The following is a 23,753-nucleotide window of genomic DNA, read 5'->3' on the forward strand; positions in this document are numbered from 1 at the left end:
TCTATTTACTACTATTGAAAAGGAAAGTGGCTAAAGCTGCTACCGAGACAAAAGGAGTTATTATATGCTGGATTTCAGATGGGACATAATTGGGGAATACCTGCCTTTTTTTCTAAAGGGAGCATTATTAACAATCGGTTTATCCGTGGGAGCTATCTTTTTAGGTTTAATCTTCGGACTGCTGATGGGGATATTCAGGATTTCTCCCTACCTGCTCGTTCGAACGCCTTTCATTTGGTACATAAACTTTTTTAGAGGTACTCCATTATTTGTACAGATTCTTCTCATTCATTTTGGTGTGATGCCAATGATCATGACGGAGATTAATCCGGCCGTGTCTGCGTTAGTGGCACTATCGTTGAATGCCACGGCATATATCGCCGAAATATTCCGCGGGGGTATTCAGTCCATTGACCGGGGGCAGATGGAAGCTGCCAGGTCATTGGGGATGACCAATATCCAGGCGATGAGGCATATCATTATCCCTCAAGCATTTAAGCGGATGATTCCTCCACTTGGAAATGAGTTTATCGTGTTACTGAAAGACTCTTCCCTGGCAGCGGTTATCGCAGCTCCTGAGCTTATGTACTGGGGGCGTGCCATGCAGGGGCAGTATTATCGTGTATGGGAACCGTATTTAGCAGTCGCTATTATCTATTTAATCCTTACTCTATCTCTTACGTATCTACTAAACTATATTGAGCGGAGGATGGCAACCGAATGATTAAAGCAGTGAACCTTAAGAAATCCTTTGGAGAATTGGAAGTATTGAAAGATATTAACGTCAATATCAAACCGCAAGAAGTGGTTGTAGTAATAGGGCCTTCAGGTTCAGGAAAATCAACGTTTCTGCGTTGTTTGAACCTTTTAGAATCGATTACCGATGGTCATGTTTATATTAAAGACCGGGATATAACGGCCAAACAAACAGATATCAATAAAGTACGTACGGATGTGGGAATGGTTTTTCAGCAATTTAATCTTTTCCCTCATAAAACCGTGATCCAGAACATTATGCTCTCACCGATGAAGGTAAGAAAGTGGCAAAAGGATAGGGCGGAGAAGAAGGCATTAGAGTTACTTGATAAGGTGGGACTCAGGGAAAAAGCGTATGTGTACCCGGACTCCTTATCAGGCGGGCAGAAGCAACGGGTGGCCATTGCACGGGCCTTGGCCATGGAGCCTGAGATCATGCTGTTCGATGAGCCTACTTCAGCTCTTGATCCAGAAATGGTAGGAGAGGTGCTGGAGGTAATGAAACAGCTTGCGAAAGAGGGCATGACCATGGTCGTGGTCACCCATGAAATGGGGTTTGCGAGAGAAGTCGGGGACCGTGTCATCTTTATGGACGGAGGGTACATCGTGGAAGAAAACAGACCGTCTGAACTCTTCGGGAACCCCAAACATGAAAGAACTCAAGCGTTTTTAAGTAAAGTGTTATAATTTGAGTCAAATGAAGGGGAAGCGTTCTAAATTTAGAGGTCATGTCCAAAGTTGAAAAACATTTATTTTCAACTTTAGATGATTTGTTTTCAAAATACTGGATTTATTTTCAATTTCAGTGTATTTGTTTTCAACTTTCAACATTTATTTTCAAATCCTGAATTCCACAACAAAAGGAGCCTTCTCAACAAGGCTCCTTTTTCTATGCGGTATGTTCTACATAAATGATCGAGTGCAGCTGCTTTCTTGCCCGGTGAAAACGGGTTTTGACGGTGGAAGGAGTGAGGTTCAGCTTTAAAGCAATCTCCCCATCACTAAGATCCTGTGTCACTTTCAATGACATGACTTCCTGCTGAGAAAGTGGCAGCCTCTTAATGTTTTCCTGGATGCTGTACTTAAGAAACTGTGCTTCAATTTCCATTTCCAGAGGGTTATAATCCTGTATTGATTGAACCTCTTCATCATTTTCCATATAGACTTCATTGCGTTTCGATTCTTTTCGGATGAAATCGATTGCTGTACACCTTGCGATAGAAGTGAGCCAGGACTTCGTTTTGGTCGAATCCAGTAAAGTATCGATTTTGATGTACGCTTTAAGAAATGTTTCCTGGACGATGTCCTGTGATAAGTAAGTGTTTTTCGTTAAGTTATAAGCAATATGATAAATCAGCTTGTGAAATTGTTCATACATCTCCTCAAATGAGGGGGGAGATGAGGGTAGCTGAAGTGTGTCCATAGGATTTAACCTCGACTTTCTATTCTAAATCATTCATTTCCTTTATTAAAAAAGGAGGAGCATCCTTTTCTTCCAATCCACGTATCTCCACATATCCATGGTTTTTATACTTAATGATGACCATATATTCGTTTGTTATGGAATGGTAGACGAACTCATTCATGATTCCTTCGATGTGTTTGGAATCCGTAATTTCAATCCCTTTACCTTCCTTCTTTAACTCAAGTGCCGCTTGTTGTTGGTCCATGACGTTATATAGACGATTTCTGTAATTCTTTTGATCGATCACATACATCCACTCAATATCCGATGAAGTGACTTTAATATCATCTAGATACCCGTTGTTCTGCAACCAAGTTTCAAAATTCTTATAGTTATTTTTCACTCCAACATTGATCCATCGATTCTCTGATAGGAGAAATTCGACGTTGTAGAGGTTTACTTTGTCCCGGTCTTCAAATGTACCATTATATGTTTCTTCTTTTAATAGATTGATGGCTTCCTTGATCTGTTTCGTATCGATAATAGATATCTGCTTTCGCCCGCCCATGTCAGCATAAATCGACAGCTTGTCTACACTGTTTGGATCTACGGAGAAGATTTCTTCTGTTGTTTCTTTAAAACTCTTCATTTTATATAAAGCAGTATAATGTGATTTAATCTCTTCTATATTTATCCGATAGTTTCTCACTAGCTTGCTTCCATCATGCATTTTGTAATAGAGGAAGACCTGTTCGCTATCCTCGTCTGTAACGGTACGATCCTGATTGTTGACGATTTCCTTATGAAGGTTCAGGACGGCTTTAATGGTTTGAGGGTCGTTTATAAAGTGATCCTTGATAAGGCTATCTGGATTGTCCCTCAGGGAATAATAGCTGTTGCTGATATGGACCTTTTCTATGCCCTTTAAATCAGGAATCTTCTTTTCATATTGAAATAAATCGAACTGAATGAATAAACCGATAAGAGAGATGGACACGGCAAACCCGGCAAAGCCCTTCCAATGACGGAACACTCTCCAATGTTTTTGTAAAACCATTTCTGCAAGATAATAGCCTATGAATGAACCGATGAAATAGCCGAATAAGGTCCATCCCGTCTCTTGATAGATTCCATTGAAGTACATACCGCCGACCAGCATGAAACAGAATGCGACTCCATATTTGAATAGGGGTCGGAGGACAGGGAATACAATAGCAAGTGACGCTGCTTCTACTTTTCTCGTTTTATACAATACATACGATAAAACATAGAGTAGGAGAGTGATAGCTATGAACAGTGTTACATCTAATCCGGAAAAGATTTTATTCTCAAGATATACGGCCTTGATGACAGGGGAATATTGTTCGATTTTGATATTGAAAAAATAATCCTCTGGAAATCCATATAAAAGATTTTTCAAGCTAAAGCATACGAGCATAAACATTCCAGCCGGTAATAGGAGCAGGATGTAAGTCATTACTCCCTGTACAGCTGTTAGTCCCGTTATCATGCCCACAAAGGTAGCGGCTGTGAACAGAAGGATGTTCATTAGGATCGTGATGCCGCACCAGACTAAAATGTCTTGAACATCAATGAATTGCTGAAGATCCGTAAATGAATAAAAGGAAAGTAAAATCGCTGTATTCAGTACAATTGGCATGATGAGGATGACGATTCCTGTAACGGTAAAATGATAAAATAATTTGCTGCGTGTCAGCGGAAGGCTATGCATGAAGTCTGCAGCCTGCTTTACATGTAAATAACGGAAAAGGAAAAGGGATAAGATGACCGGAACGAACAGCATCAAACCCATTTGAATCGGGTATTGCATTTTAAACAGGTTCTCGTAAATGGCAATCGGATAGGGTTGATTGTCGTTGGAAAGTTTACCGATAATGTCAACCGGCAACGAAAAGAGAAGTCCGATAAAATAAACGATCCCTACCCATCCAACATTCCTAAGGCTTTGAAGGATGACTTCCTTATTGATCCATGATGTTTTGGATGGCATATCCGACGTCCTCCATTTCATAAACAAAAATTTCTTCAAGGGTCAACGGTAACATATCGAAAATAACTGGATGATAAGGTTGGATCTTGCTTCTTACCTGTTGTTCATCCCCTCGAACGATGCAGAGGGATACGCTTCCCCTGGTCTCTTCGTGCAGAAGGTCAAGTTCGGTAAAGAGCTTCTGCGGCATTTCGCCTTTAAAGGCCAACTGAACTTTATGAATCCCGGATTTCAAATCATCAAGCTCTTTCTCCAATAGAAATCTTCCTTGATGCAAAATTCCGATATGATCACAAACATCCTCCACTTCACGAAGGTTGTGAGAGGAAATAAGGATCGTCATCTCCCGATTGGCAACTTCTGTGATCAGCACGCTTTTTACTTTCTTACGAACGACAGGATCCAATCCATCAAGGGGCTCATCCAGAATGAGCACATCCGGCTGAGTGGATAATCCTAGAATGAAGGCTGCTTGACGCTGGACGCCTTTCGAAAATTTATGAAGCTTTTTATGAGGGTTTACCTCAAATAGGCCGGTTAGAGATTGATACTGATGTTCATCCCAGCGACTATAGGTGTTTTGATAAAATTTTGCCATTTGATTCAAGGTATAGTGAGCGAAGAAAAAGGGTTGATCAGGAATGAAAAACAAGGTTTCTTTCGTTTTGATATTCTCAAAGATCGCTTGGTCTCTTAAGAGAACGTTCCCGCTATCCGGCTTTAACACTCCCGCAATGGTTTTGAGTAGTGTCGTTTTTCCCGCCCCATTCGATCCGAGCAGTCCATAAATCGATCCTTTTTGAACAGAGAACGAAACGTCATGAATAATTGTAGTACCTTCAAAGGATTTACTTAATGATTTAATCTCTATCATCAGATTGATTCCCTCCTGCCGATGCCTCGATGTCAGCAATCATCTGCTTTAAGTCTTCAGGCGTAATCCCTAAATAAAGAGCTTCAGACAAAAGTTTAGACAACTCTTCCTTTACTTTCATAATTTTCTCCGCATTTTGAATGTGACTTGAAGGATTAACAAAGCTACCCCGTCCTTTCACCGAATAAATAAACCTTTGAGTTTCTAGTTCCCTATAAGCTTTTTGGATTGTGTTTGGATTTATGGTCAGCTGTTGGGCCAATGCACGAACGGAAGGCAATTGTTCGTCAGGCTTCAACACCTCATTAATGATCAACTCTTTTAATTTCTCGACTAATTGTTCATATATGGGCTTTCGACTTCTTAAATCAAGCTCAAACATATCCACCCTCCCAACCGTATAAAGTGTACTATGTGTCTTAATACAGTTAAAGTATATAACAAGTTCTACCAGTTTGGGAAGAGGGGAAATGAAAATATTCTTGAAAAGCTGGTAAGTGTGGTATTCACTTTGACTTTTGTGAATAAGGACTCCAGGTTTGGGAGTAAAAAGAATGATACAAACACAAACTGAGATGAATAACATATATATAGAAAAGTGATAAAGCATGGTAAAGATGACATTTCCTTTGACAAAGAAAGTTTCCTTGATGCAAAATGGTGGTATTAAAATTTTTGATCGGAGGAGAGGGTCGGTTATGTTCTTAGATTGGTTAAGTGGATTCAACCCAGCCGTCCAGGCACTTTTTGGCGGTACATTGACATGGGGATTAACCGCACTGGGGGCCGCGACGGTTTTTTTCTTTACCAAAATAGAAAAGCATACTCTGAACATGATGCTTGGGTTTGCTGCAGGTGTCATGATAGCAGCATCGTTTTGGTCACTTCTTGCTCCATCAATAGAGTTCAGTGAACAAAACGGTCAGATTCCGTGGCTCGCTCCTGCAATCGGTTTTTTGCTTGGCGGCCTTTTCATTCGACTATTAGATTTTGTCGTACCTCATTTACACTTAGGGAACTCAGCAGAAAAAGCGGAGGGACCTCCGACTAAATTTAAAAAATCAACCTTACTATTTCTTGCGATTACCCTTCATAACATTCCCGAAGGTTTAGCCATCGGTGTGGCTTTTGGGGCAGCGTCAATGGGACTTGGTGACGCAACATTGGTAGGGGCGATCGGGCTCGCGATCGGAATTGGTATTCAGAATATGCCTGAAGGGGCGGCCCTTTCTATTCCATTGCGCGGAGAAGGGATGTCACGTCTGAGGTCCTTCAACTATGGTCAGCTTTCAGCTATCGTTGAGCCCATTGCTGCCGTAGTTGGTGCAGCTGCTGTCCTATTAGTGCAGCCATTGCTTCCTTACGCACTTGCTTTTGCTGCAGGGGCAATGATTTTCGTAGTAGTGGAAGAGCTGATCCCAGAGTCTCAATCCTCTGGAAGTACAGACTTGGCCACATTGGGACTCATGTTGGGATTTGTTGTAATGATGATTCTGGACGTATCGTTGGGTTAATAAAAGTATAATGGTAGTGAAGGGGGTGAAAATGTGAAGATTGGTCTCGTAAGGCATTTTAAAGTAAAAAGAGGATACCCTGAAAGATTTGTAACATCCGAAGAACTAATGAAGTGGGTAGAAGAGTACGATGAGTCTGATGTAGAAGAGAATGAGGTTGATCTTCATGATATTGAATGGAAGAAGTGCTACGCAAGTGACTTAACCAGGGCAGAAGTAACTGCTCGAAAAGTCTATGCCGGGGATATCGTATCGTTGAAGGAACTACGTGAAATCAGACTATCTCCCTTATTCAATTACAAGAGAAAGCTTCCTCTGTTTTTACATTTGTTTATGATCCGGGTAGCCTGGTGGTTTAATCATCGTTCTCAGCCTGAAAGTAAGAATGAAATCCTTAAAAGAATCAACAGGATTGTCGAAGCGATCATACATGAGGGTGAGGACGTTCTCATTGTTGGGCATGGCGGGATTATGATGTTTATGAGAAAAGAGCTGATTAAACGAGGGTTTAATGGCCCTAAGTTTAGAAGACCAGCAAACGGGAAGCTATATGTTTTTCAAGACAAAAAAGGATGATTCCGGGGAATCATCCTAAGTCATTGTTCAATAAGGTCAGTTCTTAACAATCAATAATATCTTTCCTTCATCGAGCTTTCCTTCGTACTGATCCGCTTCTGCGTGGGAAAATCCAACTTCCATCAGCTTGTTTCGGAGTTCGTCGCCTTTATTCAGAATCATGTTCCCTACTGCAGTCCCGATGCCTGTTTCCTTAACACCGATCTCATTGGCGTCAGCCCGATCAGCGACTCTGTCCGTCCGGTCATCATCATGGGATAATACATAAAGATTGTGTTTGTCGATACCTTGAGAAGAAAGCTTTTCAACTTCTGTAATTAATTCCTTATCGTCATAAAATTCCTTAACAGTCGGTTTCAATTCAATCTCCTCCATTTTTCAAATTATTTTGTCGTCGTTTATCTTTTCCCGCGGGTTCCTATTAGTAAACCTTTGAATATGTGGGTATACATATTACTAGTGTGTGTAATGAAAGAAGGGAGACGGTTAGATATGGAAGAAGTTCATTCTTTAGAAACTATCAATGCTACTCTGGCAGGAGAAAAGATGGTGTTACTATACATATCCAGACCCAATTGCTCTGTTTGTCACGCTCTACTGCCCCAAGTGAAAGGGGTGCTGGAAGAGTTTCAAGATGTAAAGTCCATTCATGCCGATGCAGGGGAAATACCGGAAATAGCTGGTGGGTTCTCTATCTTTACTGTGCCGGTGGTCATCGTATTTGTAGATGGAAAAGAAATGTTCAGGAAGGCCCGATTCGTTCCAATCGATGAGTTACATACCCAAATGTCCCGTCTGGTGAAGATGTTAGACAACTAAACAAACGTTTGATTAAGCGTGAAAGTTGTTGGTTTGTCAAAGTTTACAGTATTAAACGGTTGTTTAATACTGTGAAAATTAAAAATCGAGAGCTGTTTTAAGTTGGGGATTATAGACAATGAAAAAGAGCTGCTAAAAAAGTAGCTCTTTTGTCATGGTTCGGTGAATAGGTATATAATAGAGAGTATACGAGTATAGTAGTCATGAAGAAATAAAAGGGGGCTTGATGAATGATCAGATTGTCCAGGACAAAGAAAGTCATGTTACTTGGTTTAGCAATCATCCTCATAATAGTAGCCAACCGGATTTCCAGTGTACAACACTTGACAGCAAGAATTGCCACTAACCTGTATATCAGCCTGAAGTATCAAGATCTGGACCTCGAATACCAGAACGTCGAATTCTCACCCCAGTTTGGAGATTATTCTGTAGCGTATAAGGACAAGGACGGAAAAGTCTATGGATTCATGGTTACCCCTAAGTCAATGCCCGTCATCATACTTCACGATCCTCTTAATGAGTCACCTTAATCAATAGCGAAGTTAAAGAGTGAACCTATCTATCTTTTATCATTTCATTCTTCATGTATAATAAAACCAAACAACTTTATAAACGTTACCACAAGGGGAGCGAAAGCTGAGAGTGAACAATCTGTTCTGACCCTCTGAACCTGTTAGTTAGTACTAGCGTAGGGATGTGGATAGTAAGCAGCATGGCTTATTTTTCCTTTTACATTCAGCCCCCTTATGGTTTCGTTTCATCTTACAAGGGGGATTCTTTTATGAAAAACATGCGTCTTGTCGTTTTACTTGAAGCCTCATTGATGGCGGCATTCGCCGTTATCCTTGATATGCTTCCTTCTATTAAGCTATCACCCAGTATCTCCATTTCGATAGCAATGGTTCCTATTTTTCTATTGTCATATCGAAGAGGATGGAAGGCTGGTATACTGGCTGGATTTGTATGGGGCCTATTGCAGATTGCCTTGGGTGACGCTTGGATTGCGACTCCAGTGCAAATGGTAATTGAATATTTCATCGCCTTTGCCTTTATCGGTCTTGCCGGATTCTTTTCCGGTAAGATCCAATCCTCAGTAAGAAGTAACCGTCGAACTAGAGCGGTCATGTGGGTAGTGGCTGCTACGTTTTTAGGTAGTCTGGGTCGATATTTTTGGCACTTCATCGCAGGATATGTCTTCTTTGCAGAATATGCGCCAAAAGGCATGTCGCCGCTACTTTTTTCATTAGCAGCAAACGGAATCACCATGTTGGGCTCAGCTCTTCTTTGTTCAATCGCTCTGCTGATCGTACTCAACACAGTGCCAAGATTGATCAAAGTAAGGGTATCTCCTCAAGAAAGCAACCGAAAGGCATCCTAAGTTATTTGGACCGGTCACTATAAAGAGGCTGGTCTTTTTTCTATGAAAATACATCCCAGGTCTTAGAAGTATTTACTTCTACGGCTTCTGTTTGCATGTTGGTGATTTTTTTATACTTAAGTTATTCGTTCATATAGGAGTGACCTCGATGGAAGAAATCATGGCAAATTATTCGGCAGAGTGGGGGATATGGGGTGTATTGCTTTCTCTATTTATTGAAGGAAGTGCTTTCCCTTTTGTGGGCACTTTTTTCATCGTAACAATGGGATTTATTTTAGAATTAACGTGGATGGAGATAGGAGTGCTTTCTCTAATAGGAAGCTTTCTTTATACAGCGGGTAGCTATATTCCTTATTTTATCAGTTCAAAATTAGGTGCGAAGCTTGAGGCAAGGTTGAAACCTGAAAAACGGAAGAAGCTCAAAGAAGCTCAGGAAAAGTTCAACCGTTACGGAATCTGGAGCGTAGCAATTGCAAGTCCCCTTCATTTAGGAAATATCATCCCCTTCATGGCAGGCATGGCAAAAATGGATTTGAAAGTGTATTCTCTCCTTACTATGCTTGGGATAGCTCCGTCTACCTTTTTTTTCTTAAGTATAGGCAAGTTCTATGATGGTGATAGAGAAGTGATCTTGGGGTTGGTAGAAGAATATCAACTGTTGGTTCTAACAGGATTTGTGCTGGTAACTGTTTTGTACATTCTCTTTAAAAGGAAGAGAAAAGGGAATAGAAGGATGATTAGTAAAGATTCGGAGACTGAAAAATTTTCGTCAAGTTACAAAAAAACTCAATCCTAAAACCCTCTACGCAGATTAAATCTTCGTAAAATCATCCCCTTCCTCATTGCTTACACCCATTCTTTCCTATAAACTAGACCTATTCAAAAAATAGCACGTGTGGAGAGATCTATATTGGAAGCAAAAATGATAAGAAGATATGACATTATGGAGGTAAGTTTGCTGGCGGGTAAGATCATGCTGCAAAGTGGTGCAGAAACGTATCGCGTAGAGGATACGATGATGCGGATCGCCGCTTCTTATGGGATTTCAGAATCTCACAGCTATGTTACACCAACAGGGATCATCTTCTCGATTGAAACGTCTGAACCAACGAAAACGAAGCTTATTCGAATAAACGAACGGTCTACCGATCTTGAAAAAGTAACCCTAGTGAATAGTATTTCAAGGCAAATCAGTAAGGGTCATCTCACCCTTGAAGAAGCATACAATGCTTTGGAAAAGCTTGATCAATCTGATCTTTCTTATTCCTTTGTGATTCAGGTATTGGCCGCTTCGATTGCAAGCGGATGTTTTCTCATCATGTTCCAGGGAATGTGGAATGACTTCATTCCTGCGCTTTTCGCTGGTGGAGTCGGGTTTACGAGCCTGATCTATTTTCATCGACTCGTGCCCATTAAATTCTTCGCCGAGTTTCTCGCTTCCTTTATTATCGGAATGCTTTCCTATGGGTTCGTCCAGCTTGGAGTCGGACAGGAGCTGGATAAGATTATTATTGGATCAGTGATGCCTCTGGTTCCCGGGCTCCTCATTACCAATGCCGTCCGGGACTTAATGGCAGGGCATTTGGTGTCGGGTTTATCGAAGGGAGCAGAAGCTTTTTTAACGGCGTTTGCCATCGGGACGGGTATTGCCGTAGTTTTCACTCTGACGTAGGGTGACTTTGTTTAGTATTAGGAAAAAAGAATGAGGTGAAAAGGGAATGCTCATCATAGAACAATTAGTGACCAGCTTCATCTCCGCTGCTGCATTCGGGATTATCTTCAATGCTCCAAAGCAGTCCCTTTTCAAATGCGGAATTGTTGGAATGTTAGGCTGGATCATCTACATAGTAATGAGTTTAAACGACGCCGATGCGGTACTTGCGACGTTACTTGCATCCTTTGTCGTGGCCGTGATCAGTCAGGTGTTTGCGAAAATGTATAAAACCCCGGTCATCATCTTCTCTGTAGCCGGCATTATACCTCTTGTACCTGGAGGACTGGCGTACGATGCCATGAGAAATTTTGTTCAAAACGATTACAATGCCGCCATCAACCTGGCAGCTAAAGCTTTTATGATTTCAGGCTCCATCGCCATCGGACTCATCTTCTCAGAAGTCATCAACCAAGTCATCCGAAACGCTCGGCTGAACGTAAGTGCAAGGCGAATGAGATAGAGGGACGGACCTTACTTTTGTGGGGTCTTTTTTTATTGGCTTCAGCAGAGAACAGGAACAAAGTCGGGCGTAATGAATCCCCTGCAAACTCACACCCCATGTAACATTTTCTCTCTCCTGACGTCTAATCAACAAATAGAACATATAGGAGGGTCATAGCATGAGTAAGAAATCGTATCTGCTCATCATTGCTGGTATTATGTTGCTGGTAGCACTTGGAACGTTTGTGTATAGTCAAAGACCTGTCGTGAAGGCCGAGGGGAAGATGGAGGGCGACCTTCTCGTGATGGAGAATAACTCATGGAATCTGCAATTTTCAACGGCCCTGAATAAGGAAACGGTGACGCCCCAGAACATTTATGTAGAAGACTCCAATGGAGAGAGGATCAATGTCTCCTTGAAGGTGGATGAAAATCGAAAGACACTGCAAATTCAAGCACCGCCAGAAGGATATCCTTCTGATCCACACCAGTATACACTTCATATTTCTCCTAAAGTGAAAACCAAATGGGGTTTTTCTTATGATGGAGATACAGAAATACCCTTTTCTGTCACCTCTAAACTACCCAGTATTCAATCCAAGGAAGAACTAACGAACTATTTTAAACGAATGTTAAAGAAAAATAAGGAAGATACGGAGTTTTCTCTGTTCGGAAGAGAAGGGAATATGGAGTCCAAATCATCGGAAGATAGTGCAGCTGGGGAGTCGTCTCAATCGGAATCCAATTTTTCTGAAACGAATAATCAGGTTAAAGGAGTTGACGAAGGGGATATCGTGAAGACCGATGGAAGCTATATTTACCAATTAACCGACCGCAGGCTGCTGATTACAAAGGCAAATCCTGTGAAAGAAATGAAAGTGGTATCCTCTACCAGCTATAAAGAAAATATGCAGCCGCATCATCTGTTTCTACAGAAGGATAAGCTGCTCGTCATCGGGAATAGCTGGTCGCCTGTCCATTTTCAAGAGGGTAAACAAGAGTCAATTGCTTCCACTATGCCTGTAGACGGAACGACCGTTGCGCTTCTTTATGATATCTCGGACAAAGCCAAACCATCCCTTCTCAGGCATGTTGAGCTTGAAGGTCAATATGTAACGTCCAGGAAGATTGATTCCACTGTATATTTGATTTCGAATCTGTATCCAAACTACTGGATGCTTGAACAGGGGGGGAATCCTGATCTGAGACCCCGTGTGAAAGATAGTTTATCAGGTGGTGAAACGACACCCCTTCCAATAGAAGATATTAAGTACTTTCCACAGTCTCAGTCCCCAAACTATACCTTATTGACGGGAATGAATATGGAAGATCCAAAGGCTTCTCTAAACGTTCAATCCTATCTTGGAAGCGGCGATAAAGTGTATATGTCTAAAAATAATCTTTATGTGGCTGTAGAAAAATACAATGAAGATGCTATGAAAAAATGGACCTCTTCAAACACGGAGATTTATAAATTTTCCGTAAGTGATGGAAAGATTGAATATGCTTCATCAGGTCAGGTAGAAGGAAGGGTGTTAAATCAATTTTCCATGGATGAACATAAAGGTTACTTTCGGATTGCAACGACAAAAGGGGAGGTGTGGAACAGTGACTCCCCTTCATCCAACGCTCTCTATATTTTGGATGAAAACATGAAGAATGTTGGGGAAGTAACGGATTTAGCCAGGGGAGAACAAATCTATTCTGTCAGGTTTATGGGAGATAAGGCATATATGGTGACCTTTAAACAAGTCGATCCCCTTTTTGTCATCGATACGGCAGATCCGAAAGCTCCAAAGGTTCTGGGGGAGCTGAAGATTCCGGGTTTTAGCACCTATCTTCACCCCATTGACGAACATCACCTCATCGGGTTTGGGTTTGATACGAAAGTGGTGCACGATGACAAAGCAACCAATGAGGAACCCAGAATCGTTCGACAAGGAATGAAGATCTCATTATTCGATATTACAGACTTTCAGCAGCCAAAGGAGACGGATACTGAAATAATAGGGGGACAGGGTACTCACTCATATTTGTTGGACGATCACAAAGCACTGCTTCATGAACCTTCACGAAATCTATATGGCTTTCCCATTTCTGTTTATCATGAAAAAGAAGGAAGCCGGCATGAACTGGATTTTGACTATCAAGGCGCAATCCTGTATGAAATCACACCTGAAAAAGGAATCGTCTTAAAGTCTCAGCTCACAGAAGAAGAAAACAAACACAAAGAATATTACGAACAGTGGGAAGACCAGATTCAAAGACTCCTATATATTGATGATCAGCTGTATACAGTATCACATAAGAGAGTGACTGCTTACTCTTTAGATGATTTCATTAAAGAAAACGCGATTGACCTCCCGTGATGAAAACCCTTAAGGCGCTTTGCCTTAAGGGTTTTCTATTACTTAAGACTCCTTGGTGAATCAAATAGACTATCTTTTTTTGTCAGGTTTTGAAAAAAAATCTTTGGGTAGATAACTATTAGCATTATACAATTTCCATAATTGAAGGGAGAACATCGAATGAACAATGATATAACGCAAGAATGGTACGGGTACTTAGGGAAGCTTCCTGATCTGTTATTAGCTCTATTAGTGTTATTGATCGGATGGATCATTGCTAAGGCTGTTGAAAAAGCCGTTTACGGAATATTAAAACGGGTGAAGATCGATGATAACCTTTATTTTGGCAGCAGGAACGGAGAACGGAAATGGACATCGGAGAAAGTCATTAGTAAAATTGTGTACTTTATTCTGCTTGTGTTTGTGTTTATTGCCTTCTTCAATATGCTTGACTTGAACTTCATTGCTTCACCTTTAGTCGGTATGTTGAGTACGATGGCGGCAGCGATTCCGAATGTATTAAAAGCAGCACTCATTCTATTATTTGCATGGATTGTTGCATCTGTACTGAAGGTATTGATTGAGAAACTGGGTACGAGACCTGCAGTTAAAAGCACGCTGGTAAGATCTAAATTAGCAAAAGATGAAAATGATGTCCATCGATACGTCTATACGGCTGCTAGAATTGTATTCTATCTCGTGCTTCTCATATTCTTACCGGGAGTGTTAGCAGCTCTTAATATCACAGGGGTTTCAGGGCCTTTCACGGAAATGCTCCAAAACTTCCTAGGGTTTATTCCTAAACTGTTTGCCGCAGCTATCATTCTCCTTGTTGGCTGGTTTGTAGCCAAAATCGTCCGGGATATCGTCACGAACTTTTTACAGGCGATTGGAACAGAGAGAGTCGCTGAACGATTCGGCATTGGCAAGCTCTTTCAAGGAACAACGGTTTCATCGGTCATTGGTACGATCATATTCGTGCTCATTATGATTCCGGTTACCATTTCTGCATTGGATCAGCTGGACATTCGCGGGATTTCAGAACCGGCGATTAACATGCTGAATCAGGTCCTTGTGATGCTTCCGAATATTGCGATTGCAATTCTACTCATTCTTGCAGGAATCTGGGTTGGTAAATGGGTTGGAGCCATGGTTGCCCGTTTATTGAACCGGGTAGGATTCAATTCTCTATTACGTAATATGGGTATTGGACGTATGAACGTCAATAAGAATCCGTATGAACCAACGGGCTCATCCTATATGAATCTATCAGGGCTTGTAGGTAGAGTGGTTCAAATTATCATTGTTTTCCTATTTGTTGTAGAAGCCCTGGAAATTGTGCGATTGGAATTCCTGGTCGCTCTGGCAACGGGTGTCCTTGCGTATTTACCACATGTATTGGCAGCCATCGTCATTCTTGGGGCAGGCTTATACTTAGGTAACTTGGTCAAGAGCATCATATCCAATGTATTGAGTGATAACTTCCAAGTACTATCGACCATCACGAAATATGCAATCATTGCCTTGAGCTTCTTTATGGCCTTGGATCAATTAAAAGTAGCTGATTCCATCGTCAATATTGCATTCATGCTGATTCTGGGTGGACTGGCACTAGCCTTCGGTTTGGCCTTTGGTCTGGGTGGAAAGGACTTTGCACAAAAATATCTATCTAAACTCGATCGGAAAATTGAAGAAGAAAAGAACAGACCTAATAATGGTGGTACAGATACACCACCTTTTAATCAATAAGTGTAAAAACCACACGATTCTTTTAGATCGTGTGGTTTTTGTTAGGGGATAATGGTGGATTCGATAAATCCCACGGAAATGACCTTCAGCTTCTGCATGAACACTTCCAACTACCACCCGGTATAAAAAAACGATATGATGATACATATATATACATAATGGAAGTTTAATGTAAGAGGGGTGTTCATTTGAAGGTCATACGTTTTTTAAAGCCTTACCGTGTTGCCATGGCGGTTGCCTGGAGTTTAATGCTGGTAGAGCTTGCTGTTGAATTATTAAATCCGCTGTTTATGGCACGGATTATTGATGAAGGCATTATGAATGGAGACTTGGACGTGGTGATGAAATGGGGCTTCATCATGGTGGGGATGTCTCTCCTCGCGTTTATTTCAGGCGTGACGAATTCATTTTTCGCCGCTCATACGAGTCAGGGATTTGGCTATGATGTACGGGAAAGCTTATATAAAAAGGTTCAGTCATTTTCCTTTGCAAGCTTTCATAAGCTTCCGACGTCATCCTTGATCACCAGGATGACCAATGACGTAAGGCAGCTGCAGAATACCATCTTCATGAGCTTACGTATTATGCTAAGAGCCCCGCTGCTTGTTGTCGGATCAGCGATCATGGCACTTATCGTCAATGTCCGTCTGGCCCTTATTTTATTAATCGTGATTCCGGTTTTATGGATGTTCCTGATATGGGTCCTGAAACGTGGATGGAGCCTTTTTGAAAGAGTTCAATCCCGTCTCGACAAAGTAAACGAGGTCATGAAGGAAAACCTCTCCGGGATGAGGTTAATTAAAGCTTATACACGAAGCAAATATGAAGAAGGCCGATTTCATGGTGCAAATGAAGATTTGAAGGATCGGACTGTCCGGGCTCTTCGTTTCATGGAAATTATCATGCCTCTTCTGATGCTCGTGATGAATCTTGCCCTCTTATCCGTTTTGTGGTTCGGAAGTATAGATGTTGCCTCAGGTGGGGCGAATGTTGGAGAAGTCGTAGCGATCGTCACCTATGTTACGAGAATCTCTTCTGTTTTTTCAATTTTCTCATTTATCATTACAAGTTTTTCAAGAGCAAGGGCTTCTGCCGGGCGGGTAGAAGAAGTTCTCCAAACAGAGGTAGATCTAAAAGACGGAGAAGGTGCCAGACTGGAAAACACTGTGGTGAACGGAGAGATTACATTCAAAGATGTGTCGTTTCAATACCCTTCAACCCGCGGCAAGGTGCTTGAGGGTGTATCGTTTAAAGTGGAGGCTGGCGAAACGGTTTCGATCCTCGGAGCAACGGGATCCGGCAAAACATCACTGTTCCAACTCATTCCCCGCCTGTACGATGCGACGGAAGGGTCTGTTGAACTGGATGGTCAATGCATACGGTCCATCCCTTTGGCTCATGTAAGGAAAAATATTGGGTACGTGCCCCAGGAAGCGGTATTGTTTTCTGGATCCGTATCCGAAAACCTCCTCTGGGGAAAAGAAGATGCAACCAGGGAAGAAATGATCCAAGCCGCAAAGGATGCCCAGATCCATGAGACCATCCTGAATCTTCCTCATGGATATGACACAGTTCTCGGTCAAAAAGGGGTCAATCTTTCAGGAGGACAGAAACAGCGTCTGTCGATTGCGAGAGCACTCATTCGAAAACCAAAGATTTTATTACTGGACGATAGCACGAGTGCTTTGGATTTGAAAACAGAATCGAAATTACTCCAAGCTCTGAAGCAATACGAATGTACGACGATGATCATTACACAGAAAATAAGTACGGCCATGGAATCTGATACGATTCTGCTCCTTGAAGATGGAGTGTTAATCGGAGAAGGGACCCATACATCCCTATTAGAAGATTCCTCCCTCTATCAGGCGATTTTTCAATCTCAATTCGGAGAGGAGGAAATACATCATGTCTAGGCATATGCGAAAGAAACTGGGGGAAAACGATAAAGCGAAAGATGCAAGAGGGACGCTGCGTCGTCTTTGGGACTACCTTTCCGAAATGAAAGTGATCCTGTACCTCGTGATTTTAATGGTGTTCATTAGTTCAGCAGCAGCTCTTCTGGGACCTTTCCTTGTAGGGAAAGCGATTGATGAATACATTGTAACGAAAGAGACTTCCGGATTGATTGAGCTTGTTTTAGGTTTAATAGCCGTGTACATCTTCCATTCCCTTTCCGTATGGTTCCAGAATTATTGGATGATCGGTGTGGCTCAGGATACGGTCTACCGCTTGCGGAAGGACCTTTTTCATCAATTGCATCAACTATCGATCCCATTCTTTGATAAACGGAAACATGGGGAGTTAATGAGCAGAGTGACAAATGATATTGATAATGTGAGTGCCACATTGAATAGCTCGTTCATTCAAATCATTTCCAGTGTCCTGACGTTGGTGGGGACTGTCTCGATCATGCTCTTGCTAAGTCCGTTGCTAACGTTGATCACGTTGACCATCGTACCTCTGATGGTTCTCGGTATGAAGTGGATTACGAAAAGGACAGGACGTTTGTTTAAACAATATCAACAAAATATCGGTGAGTTAAACGGATATATAGAAGAGACGATTTCAGGTCATAGTATTATTAAAACCTTTTCCCGTGAGGACACTGCCATAAAGGACTTTGGAGAAAAAAATCAGCGGTTGAGAACGGCCGCGTATTGGGCCGATACCTATTCCGGGTTTATTCCGAAGCTTATGAATGTGTTGAACAATTTAAGTTTTGCCGTCATTGCCGGAGTCGGAGGGGTCTTCGCATTAAATGGCATGATAACCATTGGAGTGATTGTGATCTTTGCTGAATATGCCCGTCAATTCACCCGTCCGTTGAATGAGCTAGCGAACCAATATAACACGTTATTATCTGCCATTGCCGGTGCAGAGAGAGTGTTTCAAATTTTAGACGAAGAGGAAGAGGCCAAGGATGAAGGTGATGCCGTGGAGATCGATTCCGTTGAAGGGAAAGTGGAATTTCAGCATGTATCCTTCTCGTATGAAAAAGGGGATCAAACGCTTCAGGATGTATCCTTCACCATAACACCGGGTGAAACCGTTGCATTGGTCGGACCGACAGGAGCAGGTAAAACGACGATTACCAATCTACTGTCCCGTTTCTATGAACTGAATGATGGCACCATTGAGATAGATGACCAGAACATCCAAAGCATTAAACGAAAGAGTCTTCGTCAGCAGATGGGATTTGTCCTGCAGGATAGCTTCTTGTTTCAAGGAACGATTGCAGACAATATCCGCTACGGCAGACTCGATGCGGGGGATGAAGAAATAAGGGAAGCGGCTAAATTGGCCAATGCCCATTCCTTCATTGAAAAAATGCCAGAGGGCTACGATACTTTATTAAGACATGATGGCAGTGGAATCAGCCAGGGGCAAAAACAATTATTATCGATTGCAAGAGCGATCCTTTCAAATCCTTCCATTCTTATACTTGATGAAGCCACGAGCAGCATCGATACGATTACAGAGCTGAAGATTCAGGAAGCTCTTAAACGATTAATGATGGGAAGAACGAGCGTAGTGGTGGCCCACCGTCTCAATACCATCCGACAGGCTGATCAAATCCTGGTCCTTGATCAAGGAAGAATCATTGAACGGGGCTCTCATGATGAGCTTCTCAAGCAGAAAGGGTTCTATCATGGTTTGTTTCATAGTCAGCTGAAGGAGAGCAGTTGATGGATTGTGTGAATTTGCGAGGGAATACCGGTTTTGAAAATAAATTCTTAGATTTGAAAGTAAAATCGGTGGAATTGAAAATATAATGCGAAATTTGAAAATAAAAGTAGAGATTTTGAAAATAAAATGGAAATCGACTGCGAAACAGAGAGAGATACGAACTGCATTCACCCAGAACATAAAAAAACACCTCAAAAGTCAGCACTTTTGAGGTGTTATTACCTTGTAGAGGGGCTAATCATCCCGTTAGCGATCCCTCTGATATTGCCTTAATCGGATAAAGGCAACTCTGTAACTTGCAACATCACAAGTAATATATTTATATCTTGAACGTTGTTTGCAGATAATAAACAGCCGCGGGCAATTCCTTGAGTCGTTTGATATACCTAAACGACGTAAGCCCTACCTCTCTTACATCCTAACGGCTCCGAAGCCGATCCAGTGTGAATAAGTTGTTAAATCAAAACAGAATAGAATTACGAATTATCTTCTCTATCGTTTCAATGTATGTTACAAGGTTACAATAAATAAATATAACATCAATATTAAAACGTGTCAAGGGAATTTCGATTATAATTCAAGCGACTGCGGCGAATCCTCATCGTCATTCATTAAGCGGATGGCGGTGGGTTGAATTTTTAAGACGATGTAATTCGGGTCGTCCGGACCTTCAAACCATCTTTTCATATGGTCATTCCAAAGTTTTTCCTTATAATGAGTGGACTCTTCAATGGAGGCACGACCTTCGATTTCCACGAAAGTATCCCCATACCCCTCTCCTTCGTAACCAAGAAGGATATGTACATTAGGATTGTCCTCAATTTCATCTGTCTTATGTGTTTCCTTGCTTGTTGGCGTATACAGAGTCAGGTCATCATGAGAAAACGTCATATAACGGGAATGAGGCTTATTATTTTTAACCGTTGCCAGTGTCCCTACTTTGCTTTCATCGAGCACTTTTAAGATTTGTTGTTTCAGTTCAGCTTGTGACACTCAATCCATCTCCTTTAATGGTTCATTTATATCCATACTATTCCTTTTCTTAAGGTGAAATAAACATGGGAATGTGTAATTGGGGTGCTGTCCGGGAATAACGGAAATAACAATGAAACTAAGGATGATGAGCGTGATACCGGAAGAATTAGTCGATATCTGTAAGAAAAGGATGGAGCCCTATCCCTGTGAGGGGTTTGTATACGGACGCGGCCCAGTGAAGCCGACGATCATGATTGTCGGGGAAGCCCCGGGTGAAACCGAGATTCATAATGGAATGCCATTTAGCGGACGGGCAGGAAAAGTCCTGGATGAGTTCTTTCGTTATATAGAGGTTCCACGGGAAGATATATATTTTACCTCGTCGGTCAGAAGCAGACCTTATAAAGTTGTCCCTAAGAAAGTAGGGGATGAGATCATAGAGAAGAAGTACAATAGGGCCCCGAATCTGAAGGAACAGCTGGCACATGCACCCATTCTGGATTATGAGCTGCAGCATATTAAGCCAAAACAGCTTGTGACATTGGGGAATATCGGGTTACAGAGGCTGCTGGGGAAACGCTATACCATTTCTCAAGCGCACGGCCAGTTAATTGAATCGAAAGTCAGAAGGTTGAAAGATCTTCAGTCAAATGAGTGGATCATGAGTGAAGAAAGCTACTCAATCTTTCCAACCTTTCATCCTGCATCGATTTTCTACAATCGCTCTTTAGAAAAAGAAATATACAAAGACCTGGATAAGTTGAAAGAAATACTGGGAAGAAGTCATAATAAAGGAGGCTGACATCTATGGAGTGTCAGCCTCCTTTACGCTAATTCTTGTTTAAATTCTCCTGAGCCATTCTCACAAGTTCCTTCACCATGTTACCGCCAATCCTTCCGCCAACTTTTCCTGCTTGCTCCGATGTTAATTTTCCGTTATATCCTCTTTGAAGAGGAATGCCTTGCTCTCTGGCAATTTCATATTTCGCTTCTTTGGGATCTTGCGTACCGGAAACTTTGGCTTTTAATTGATCCATTGCAGCTCGGGATTCAGGTACAAGAAGTTTTCGTTTCGACATATTATCACCCCTTTTTTAGATTGCCCAAATATTTTTTTATGAGTATAGAGTCTTGACATATAAGGGTTTTTCCACGTTTAAGAAAATTTCGTCACAAAAAAAGATTGTCTAATTTGTGTCAAATAAAATATAATTCTTAATAGTTAGATTATTTTTAAAAAGAAAAGGGGGAAATGCCGTGGAAGAATTAGTTGGCAAGTTGGTAGGAATACTTTGGTCTCCGGTCATGATTTACTTCTGTTTGGGTGTAGGATTATTATTTTCTATTTTAACGAAGTTTTTACAAGTCCGGTTGATTAAAGATATGGTGGTTCAAATGTTTAAGGGTGGTAGCTCCAAAGCAGGTGTGTCTTCATTCCAGGCCTTGGCGCTGTCGTTATCAGGACGTGTCGGGACAGGGAACATCGCCGGTACTGCAACGGCCATCGCTTTCGGTGGTCCAGGGGCGGTATTCTGGATGTGGACGATTGCATTCATCGGCGCAAGCAGTGCCTTCATTGAGTCCACACTTGCTCAAATTTACAAAGTGAAGCAGGATGGGGAATACCGTGGAGGGCCAGCCTATTACATTGAAAAAGGGATCGGCTGGAAATGGTATGCCGTGCTATTCTCACTTGCTACATTGCTTGCAATGAGTATTTTAATGCCTGGAATTCAATCAAACTCCATCGCATTAGGTCTTGAAAATGCATTCGGTCTTAGCACAACGGTAACGGGTATTGGTCTTGTCGTGTTAATCGGGGTCATCATTTTCGGTGGGGTCAAACGGATCGCTGGAGTAGCTTCTTACGTAGTCCCATTTATGGCGATTGCCTATATTCTTCTATCTCTTATCATTGTAGGAATGAATATCACTGAAATCCCGGCAGTTTTTGCTCTTATCTTCAAGAGTGCATTCGGCTTTGATTCAGCATTCGGTGGAATCATCGGGATGGCTGTGTCTTGGGGAGTGAAACGTGGAATCTATTCCAACGAAGCAGGTCAAGGTACAGGACCGCATGCTGCAGCGGCAGCTGAAGTGTCCCACCCTGCTAAACAAGGTCTGGTTCAAGCGTTCTCCGTTTACATCGATACTCTTCTGGTTTGTTCGGCAACAGCATTCATGATCTTGTTTACTGGATCCTTCAACACAGAAGCACCTGATGGAACCATGCTTGCGAACAATTTAGAAGGCATCGAAGCGGGGCCTGGTTATACACAGGCAGCGATTGAATCAGTCATCCCTGGATTCGGAGCATCATTCGTCGCGATTGCATTATTCTTCTTTGCTTTTACAACTATTATGGCTTACTACTACATGGCGGAAACGAATGTTGCCTACCTATTGAGAGGTAAGAATTCAAAAGTCGCGATGACCATCTTAAAGTTTGTTCTGCTTGCTGCTACATTCTACGGAGCAGTGAGAGAAGCCGCTTTAGCATGGGCGTTGGGTGATATTGGTCTTGGAATCATGGTATGGCTGAACTTAATCGCCATCCTTATCCTGGCCAAACCTGCTTTAAAAGCACTCAAGGATTATGAAGAACAGAAGAAGCAAGGTCTTGACCCAGTCTTCAACTCTACAAAGCTCGGTATCAAGAATGCAGAGTTCTGGGAGCAAGAGTATAAAGTAGAAGATAAAGAAAATGCATCTTAACCTACCAAAAAAACCTGATGCCTGTATGGGCAACAGGTTTTTTTTATTGTTCTTTTCGCGAAAACGAGCACCTGTAGCGAAAATCAACCAGCACTTACCTTTTACAGCAACAACGTTTACGGAAACAGCCTTTCATAAAACAGTCACATTATTTTGAAACAGGACTCTCAATCTTAGAATAAAGCCGTTCTCCGACATATTTCTGAAATACATACATAAGCAATGCTTTAATGGAAAACAGGACAGTTAACTGGTATTGCTTTAAACGGATCAGGTTCCATACACCAAGATTTTTGAATAAGGAGTAAAATGGGTATGTAAAGAACATATCGACCAGAAAATTAACAAGCACATAAAGATAAAAATTATTATAGGTGAATTTGAGGATCCAAACAGAACCGCTCAAAAATACCCCAATCACAAAAGGCATAATACCATTCACTTTCGGGAAAAGCCTGGTGTGGTGGTGATGGTCCACCATTTCACCCTTTCTGCAAAAACATTTTCTGAATAAACGAGTAATGACATAAATATAGAGGCAGGTAAATATTTTTTTAAGCTCTCTTTTCCTGCTAGTAAGAGGAATACCCAAGAAACGAGCATCAGAAAAAAGTATGTACAGTTCATTTCTTTTATGAACCACGGTGACTCCTCCTAAAGGATGACGAGATACCTTACTCATAGATTGGTTTAATGAAAATAGAATTATACGGATAACAGTAAAATGTATTCCCATCAGATTAGTAGACAATATCTTTGAGTTAGACGTCTAAATTGATTATGATAAT

23 protein-coding genes and 1 riboswitch are annotated in these 23,753 nt (G+C 41.6%); of the genes, 16 read left to right on the top strand and 7 right to left on the bottom strand.

From position 1 onward, the window contains the following. Window positions 1-67 precede the first annotated feature (67 nt). Both ACFQWC_RS16685 and ACFQWC_RS16690 read left to right on the top strand, forming a co-directional pair. Window positions 68-724: an amino acid ABC transporter permease gene (locus tag ACFQWC_RS16685; RefSeq protein ID WP_044339227.1), complete on the top strand. Its 657-nt coding sequence runs from the start codon at window positions 68-70 to the stop codon at window positions 722-724. Beyond that, on the top strand, window positions 721-1,443 hold the full coding sequence (locus ACFQWC_RS16690; RefSeq protein WP_299741362.1) for an amino acid ABC transporter ATP-binding protein: 723 nt from the start codon (window positions 721-723) through the stop codon (window positions 1,441-1,443). Before ACFQWC_RS16685 ends, ACFQWC_RS16690 begins: the two co-directional genes overlap by 4 nt. A gap of 202 nt (window positions 1,444-1,645) precedes the next feature. Here ACFQWC_RS16690 and ACFQWC_RS16695 read toward each other — a convergent pair whose 3' ends face one another. The 4 genes from ACFQWC_RS16695 to ACFQWC_RS16710 all read right to left on the bottom strand — a co-directional run bounded on the left by ACFQWC_RS16695 (window position 1,646) and on the right by ACFQWC_RS16710 (window position 5,428). After that, window positions 1,646-2,134 (bottom strand): RNA polymerase sigma factor, encoded by a 489-nt coding sequence (locus tag ACFQWC_RS16695; RefSeq protein ID WP_299741363.1) that lies wholly within the window; start codon window positions 2,132-2,134, stop codon window positions 1,646-1,648. 64 nt (window positions 2,135-2,198) lie between these two features. Further along, window positions 2,199-4,172 (bottom strand): DUF6449 domain-containing protein, encoded by a 1,974-nt coding sequence (locus ACFQWC_RS16700; protein WP_377108591.1) that lies wholly within the window; start codon window positions 4,170-4,172, stop codon window positions 2,199-2,201. After that, complete coding sequence (locus tag ACFQWC_RS16705; protein ID WP_377108593.1) at window positions 4,144-5,046, bottom strand: ABC transporter ATP-binding protein; 903 nt, start codon at window positions 5,044-5,046, stop codon at window positions 4,144-4,146. Before ACFQWC_RS16705 ends, ACFQWC_RS16700 begins: the two co-directional genes overlap by 29 nt. After that, window positions 5,033-5,428: a GntR family transcriptional regulator gene (locus ACFQWC_RS16710; protein WP_299741366.1), complete on the bottom strand. Its 396-nt coding sequence runs from the start codon at window positions 5,426-5,428 to the stop codon at window positions 5,033-5,035. Before ACFQWC_RS16710 ends, ACFQWC_RS16705 begins: the two co-directional genes overlap by 14 nt. 316 nt (window positions 5,429-5,744) lie before the next feature. On the opposite strand from ACFQWC_RS16710, the gene ACFQWC_RS16715 reads away from it, so the two are divergent. Next, a complete protein-coding gene (locus ACFQWC_RS16715; protein ID WP_299741367.1) occupies window positions 5,745-6,560 on the top strand; it encodes a ZIP family metal transporter in 816 nt (271 codons plus the stop codon). Between the two features lie 33 nt (window positions 6,561-6,593). Further along, window positions 6,594-7,136: a histidine phosphatase family protein gene (locus tag ACFQWC_RS16720; RefSeq protein ID WP_299741368.1), complete on the top strand. Its 543-nt coding sequence runs from the start codon at window positions 6,594-6,596 to the stop codon at window positions 7,134-7,136. Window positions 7,137-7,172: 36 nt separating this feature from the next. Here ACFQWC_RS16720 and ACFQWC_RS16725 read toward each other — a convergent pair whose 3' ends face one another. After that, window positions 7,173-7,496: a YflT domain-containing protein gene (locus ACFQWC_RS16725; RefSeq protein ID WP_299741369.1), complete on the bottom strand. Its 324-nt coding sequence runs from the start codon at window positions 7,494-7,496 to the stop codon at window positions 7,173-7,175. 132 nt (window positions 7,497-7,628) lie between these two features. Here ACFQWC_RS16725 and ACFQWC_RS16730 point away from each other — a divergent pair, with 132 nt between their 5' ends. The 10 genes from ACFQWC_RS16730 to ACFQWC_RS16775 all read left to right on the top strand — a co-directional run bounded on the left by ACFQWC_RS16730 (window position 7,629) and on the right by ACFQWC_RS16775 (window position 19,275). Then, on the top strand, window positions 7,629-7,955 hold the full coding sequence (locus ACFQWC_RS16730; RefSeq protein ID WP_299741370.1) for a thioredoxin family protein: 327 nt from the start codon (window positions 7,629-7,631) through the stop codon (window positions 7,953-7,955). Window positions 7,956-8,185: 230 nt separating this feature from the next. Next, a complete protein-coding gene (locus ACFQWC_RS16735; RefSeq protein ID WP_299741371.1) occupies window positions 8,186-8,485 on the top strand; it encodes a hypothetical protein in 300 nt (99 codons plus the stop codon). Window positions 8,486-8,568: 83 nt separating this feature from the next. Next, a riboswitch (TPP riboswitch) is annotated at window positions 8,569-8,667 on the top strand. A 69-nt stretch (window positions 8,668-8,736) separates the two neighbouring features. Next, on the top strand, window positions 8,737-9,333 hold the full coding sequence (gene thiT / locus ACFQWC_RS16740; protein ID WP_299741372.1) for an energy-coupled thiamine transporter ThiT: 597 nt from the start codon (window positions 8,737-8,739) through the stop codon (window positions 9,331-9,333). A gap of 148 nt (window positions 9,334-9,481) precedes the next feature. Continuing rightward, window positions 9,482-10,129 (top strand): DedA family protein, encoded by a 648-nt coding sequence (locus ACFQWC_RS16745; RefSeq protein ID WP_299741373.1) that lies wholly within the window; start codon window positions 9,482-9,484, stop codon window positions 10,127-10,129. 126 nt (window positions 10,130-10,255) lie between these two features. Beyond that, window positions 10,256-11,005 carry a threonine/serine exporter family protein gene (locus ACFQWC_RS16750; protein ID WP_044339230.1) on the top strand — a complete coding sequence of 250 codons (750 nt, stop codon included), beginning with the start codon at window positions 10,256-10,258 and terminating at the stop codon, window positions 11,003-11,005. A gap of 46 nt (window positions 11,006-11,051) precedes the next feature. Further along, window positions 11,052-11,507 carry a threonine/serine exporter family protein gene (locus ACFQWC_RS16755; protein ID WP_299741374.1) on the top strand — a complete coding sequence of 152 codons (456 nt, stop codon included), beginning with the start codon at window positions 11,052-11,054 and terminating at the stop codon, window positions 11,505-11,507. 160 nt (window positions 11,508-11,667) lie between these two features. Next, a complete protein-coding gene (locus ACFQWC_RS16760) occupies window positions 11,668-13,857 on the top strand; it encodes a beta-propeller domain-containing protein (RefSeq protein WP_377108598.1) in 2,190 nt (729 codons plus the stop codon). A 159-nt stretch (window positions 13,858-14,016) separates the two neighbouring features. Next, the gene (locus ACFQWC_RS16765) at window positions 14,017-15,585 is read left to right on the top strand and encodes a mechanosensitive ion channel (protein ID WP_299741376.1); all 1,569 of its coding nucleotides are present in this window, start codon (window positions 14,017-14,019) and stop codon (window positions 15,583-15,585) included. Window positions 15,586-15,812: 227 nt separating this feature from the next. Continuing rightward, on the top strand, window positions 15,813-17,501 hold the full coding sequence (locus tag ACFQWC_RS16770; RefSeq protein ID WP_341357961.1) for an ABC transporter ATP-binding protein: 1,689 nt from the start codon (window positions 15,813-15,815) through the stop codon (window positions 17,499-17,501). Further along, a complete protein-coding gene (locus tag ACFQWC_RS16775) occupies window positions 17,494-19,275 on the top strand; it encodes an ABC transporter ATP-binding protein (protein ID WP_377108600.1) in 1,782 nt (593 codons plus the stop codon). The genes ACFQWC_RS16770 and ACFQWC_RS16775 overlap by 8 nt, the downstream gene beginning before the upstream one ends. Window positions 19,276-19,845: 570 nt before the next feature. On the opposite strand, the gene ACFQWC_RS16780 is transcribed toward ACFQWC_RS16775, so the two are convergent. Further along, complete coding sequence (locus tag ACFQWC_RS16780) at window positions 19,846-20,268, bottom strand: pyridoxamine 5'-phosphate oxidase family protein (RefSeq protein ID WP_341357293.1); 423 nt, start codon at window positions 20,266-20,268, stop codon at window positions 19,846-19,848. A 172-nt stretch (window positions 20,269-20,440) separates the two neighbouring features. On the opposite strand from ACFQWC_RS16780, the gene ACFQWC_RS16785 reads away from it, so the two are divergent. Next, a complete protein-coding gene (locus ACFQWC_RS16785; RefSeq protein ID WP_377108797.1) occupies window positions 20,441-21,052 on the top strand; it encodes a uracil-DNA glycosylase in 612 nt (203 codons plus the stop codon). Window positions 21,053-21,080: 28 nt separating this feature from the next. Here ACFQWC_RS16785 and ACFQWC_RS16790 read toward each other — a convergent pair whose 3' ends face one another. Further along, the gene (locus ACFQWC_RS16790) at window positions 21,081-21,329 is read right to left on the bottom strand and encodes an alpha/beta-type small acid-soluble spore protein (RefSeq protein ID WP_299741379.1); all 249 of its coding nucleotides are present in this window, start codon (window positions 21,327-21,329) and stop codon (window positions 21,081-21,083) included. A 226-nt stretch (window positions 21,330-21,555) separates the two neighbouring features. Between ACFQWC_RS16790 and ACFQWC_RS16795 the strand changes: the two genes are divergently transcribed. After that, window positions 21,556-22,965, top strand: a complete 1,410-nt coding sequence (locus ACFQWC_RS16795) for an alanine/glycine:cation symporter family protein (RefSeq protein WP_299742618.1) — start codon at window positions 21,556-21,558, stop codon at window positions 22,963-22,965. The last annotated feature ends 788 nt before the right edge of the window (window positions 22,966-23,753 follow it).

This window comes from Rossellomorea sp. GCM10028870, from assembly GCF_042666755.1.
In the GTDB taxonomy this organism is placed as follows: Bacteria; Bacillota; Bacilli; order Bacillales; family Bacillaceae_B; genus Rossellomorea.

Excerpts from the sequence above, each read along its gene's own strand:
- ACFQWC_RS16765 (WP_299741376.1), top strand. The coding sequence starts at position 14,017 with ATGAACAATGATATAACGCAAGAATGGTACGGGTACTTAGGGAAGCTT.
- ACFQWC_RS16730 (WP_299741370.1), top strand. The coding sequence starts at position 7,629 with ATGGAAGAAGTTCATTCTTTAGAAACTATCAATGCTACTCTGGCAGGA.
- ACFQWC_RS16750 (WP_044339230.1), top strand. The coding sequence starts at position 10,256 with ATGATAAGAAGATATGACATTATGGAGGTAAGTTTGCTGGCGGGTAAG.
- ACFQWC_RS16775 (WP_377108600.1), top strand. The coding sequence starts at position 17,494 with ATGTCTAGGCATATGCGAAAGAAACTGGGGGAAAACGATAAAGCGAAA.
- ACFQWC_RS16760 (WP_377108598.1), top strand. The coding sequence starts at position 11,668 with ATGAGTAAGAAATCGTATCTGCTCATCATTGCTGGTATTATGTTGCTG.
- ACFQWC_RS16695 (WP_299741363.1), bottom strand. The coding sequence starts at position 2,134 with ATGTATGAACAATTTCACAAGCTGATTTATCATATTGCTTATAACTTA.
- ACFQWC_RS16770 (WP_341357961.1), top strand. The coding sequence starts at position 15,813 with ATGGCGGTTGCCTGGAGTTTAATGCTGGTAGAGCTTGCTGTTGAATTA.
- ACFQWC_RS16735 (WP_299741371.1), top strand. The coding sequence starts at position 8,186 with ATGATCAGATTGTCCAGGACAAAGAAAGTCATGTTACTTGGTTTAGCA.
- ACFQWC_RS16795 (WP_299742618.1), top strand. The coding sequence starts at position 21,556 with ATGATTTACTTCTGTTTGGGTGTAGGATTATTATTTTCTATTTTAACG.
- ACFQWC_RS16790 (WP_299741379.1), bottom strand. The coding sequence starts at position 21,329 with ATGTCGAAACGAAAACTTCTTGTACCTGAATCCCGAGCTGCAATGGAT.
- ACFQWC_RS16700 (WP_377108591.1), bottom strand. The coding sequence starts at position 4,172 with ATGCCATCCAAAACATCATGGATCAATAAGGAAGTCATCCTTCAAAGC.
- ACFQWC_RS16705 (WP_377108593.1), bottom strand. The coding sequence starts at position 5,046 with ATGATAGAGATTAAATCATTAAGTAAATCCTTTGAAGGTACTACAATT.
- ACFQWC_RS16745 (WP_299741373.1), top strand. The coding sequence starts at position 9,482 with ATGGAAGAAATCATGGCAAATTATTCGGCAGAGTGGGGGATATGGGGT.
- thiT (WP_299741372.1), top strand. The coding sequence starts at position 8,737 with ATGAAAAACATGCGTCTTGTCGTTTTACTTGAAGCCTCATTGATGGCG.
- ACFQWC_RS16690 (WP_299741362.1), top strand. The coding sequence starts at position 721 with ATGATTAAAGCAGTGAACCTTAAGAAATCCTTTGGAGAATTGGAAGTA.
- ACFQWC_RS16715 (WP_299741367.1), top strand. The coding sequence starts at position 5,745 with ATGTTCTTAGATTGGTTAAGTGGATTCAACCCAGCCGTCCAGGCACTT.
- ACFQWC_RS16710 (WP_299741366.1), bottom strand. The coding sequence starts at position 5,428 with ATGTTTGAGCTTGATTTAAGAAGTCGAAAGCCCATATATGAACAATTA.
- ACFQWC_RS16755 (WP_299741374.1), top strand. The coding sequence starts at position 11,052 with ATGCTCATCATAGAACAATTAGTGACCAGCTTCATCTCCGCTGCTGCA.
- ACFQWC_RS16785 (WP_377108797.1), top strand. The coding sequence starts at position 20,441 with ATGGAGCCCTATCCCTGTGAGGGGTTTGTATACGGACGCGGCCCAGTG.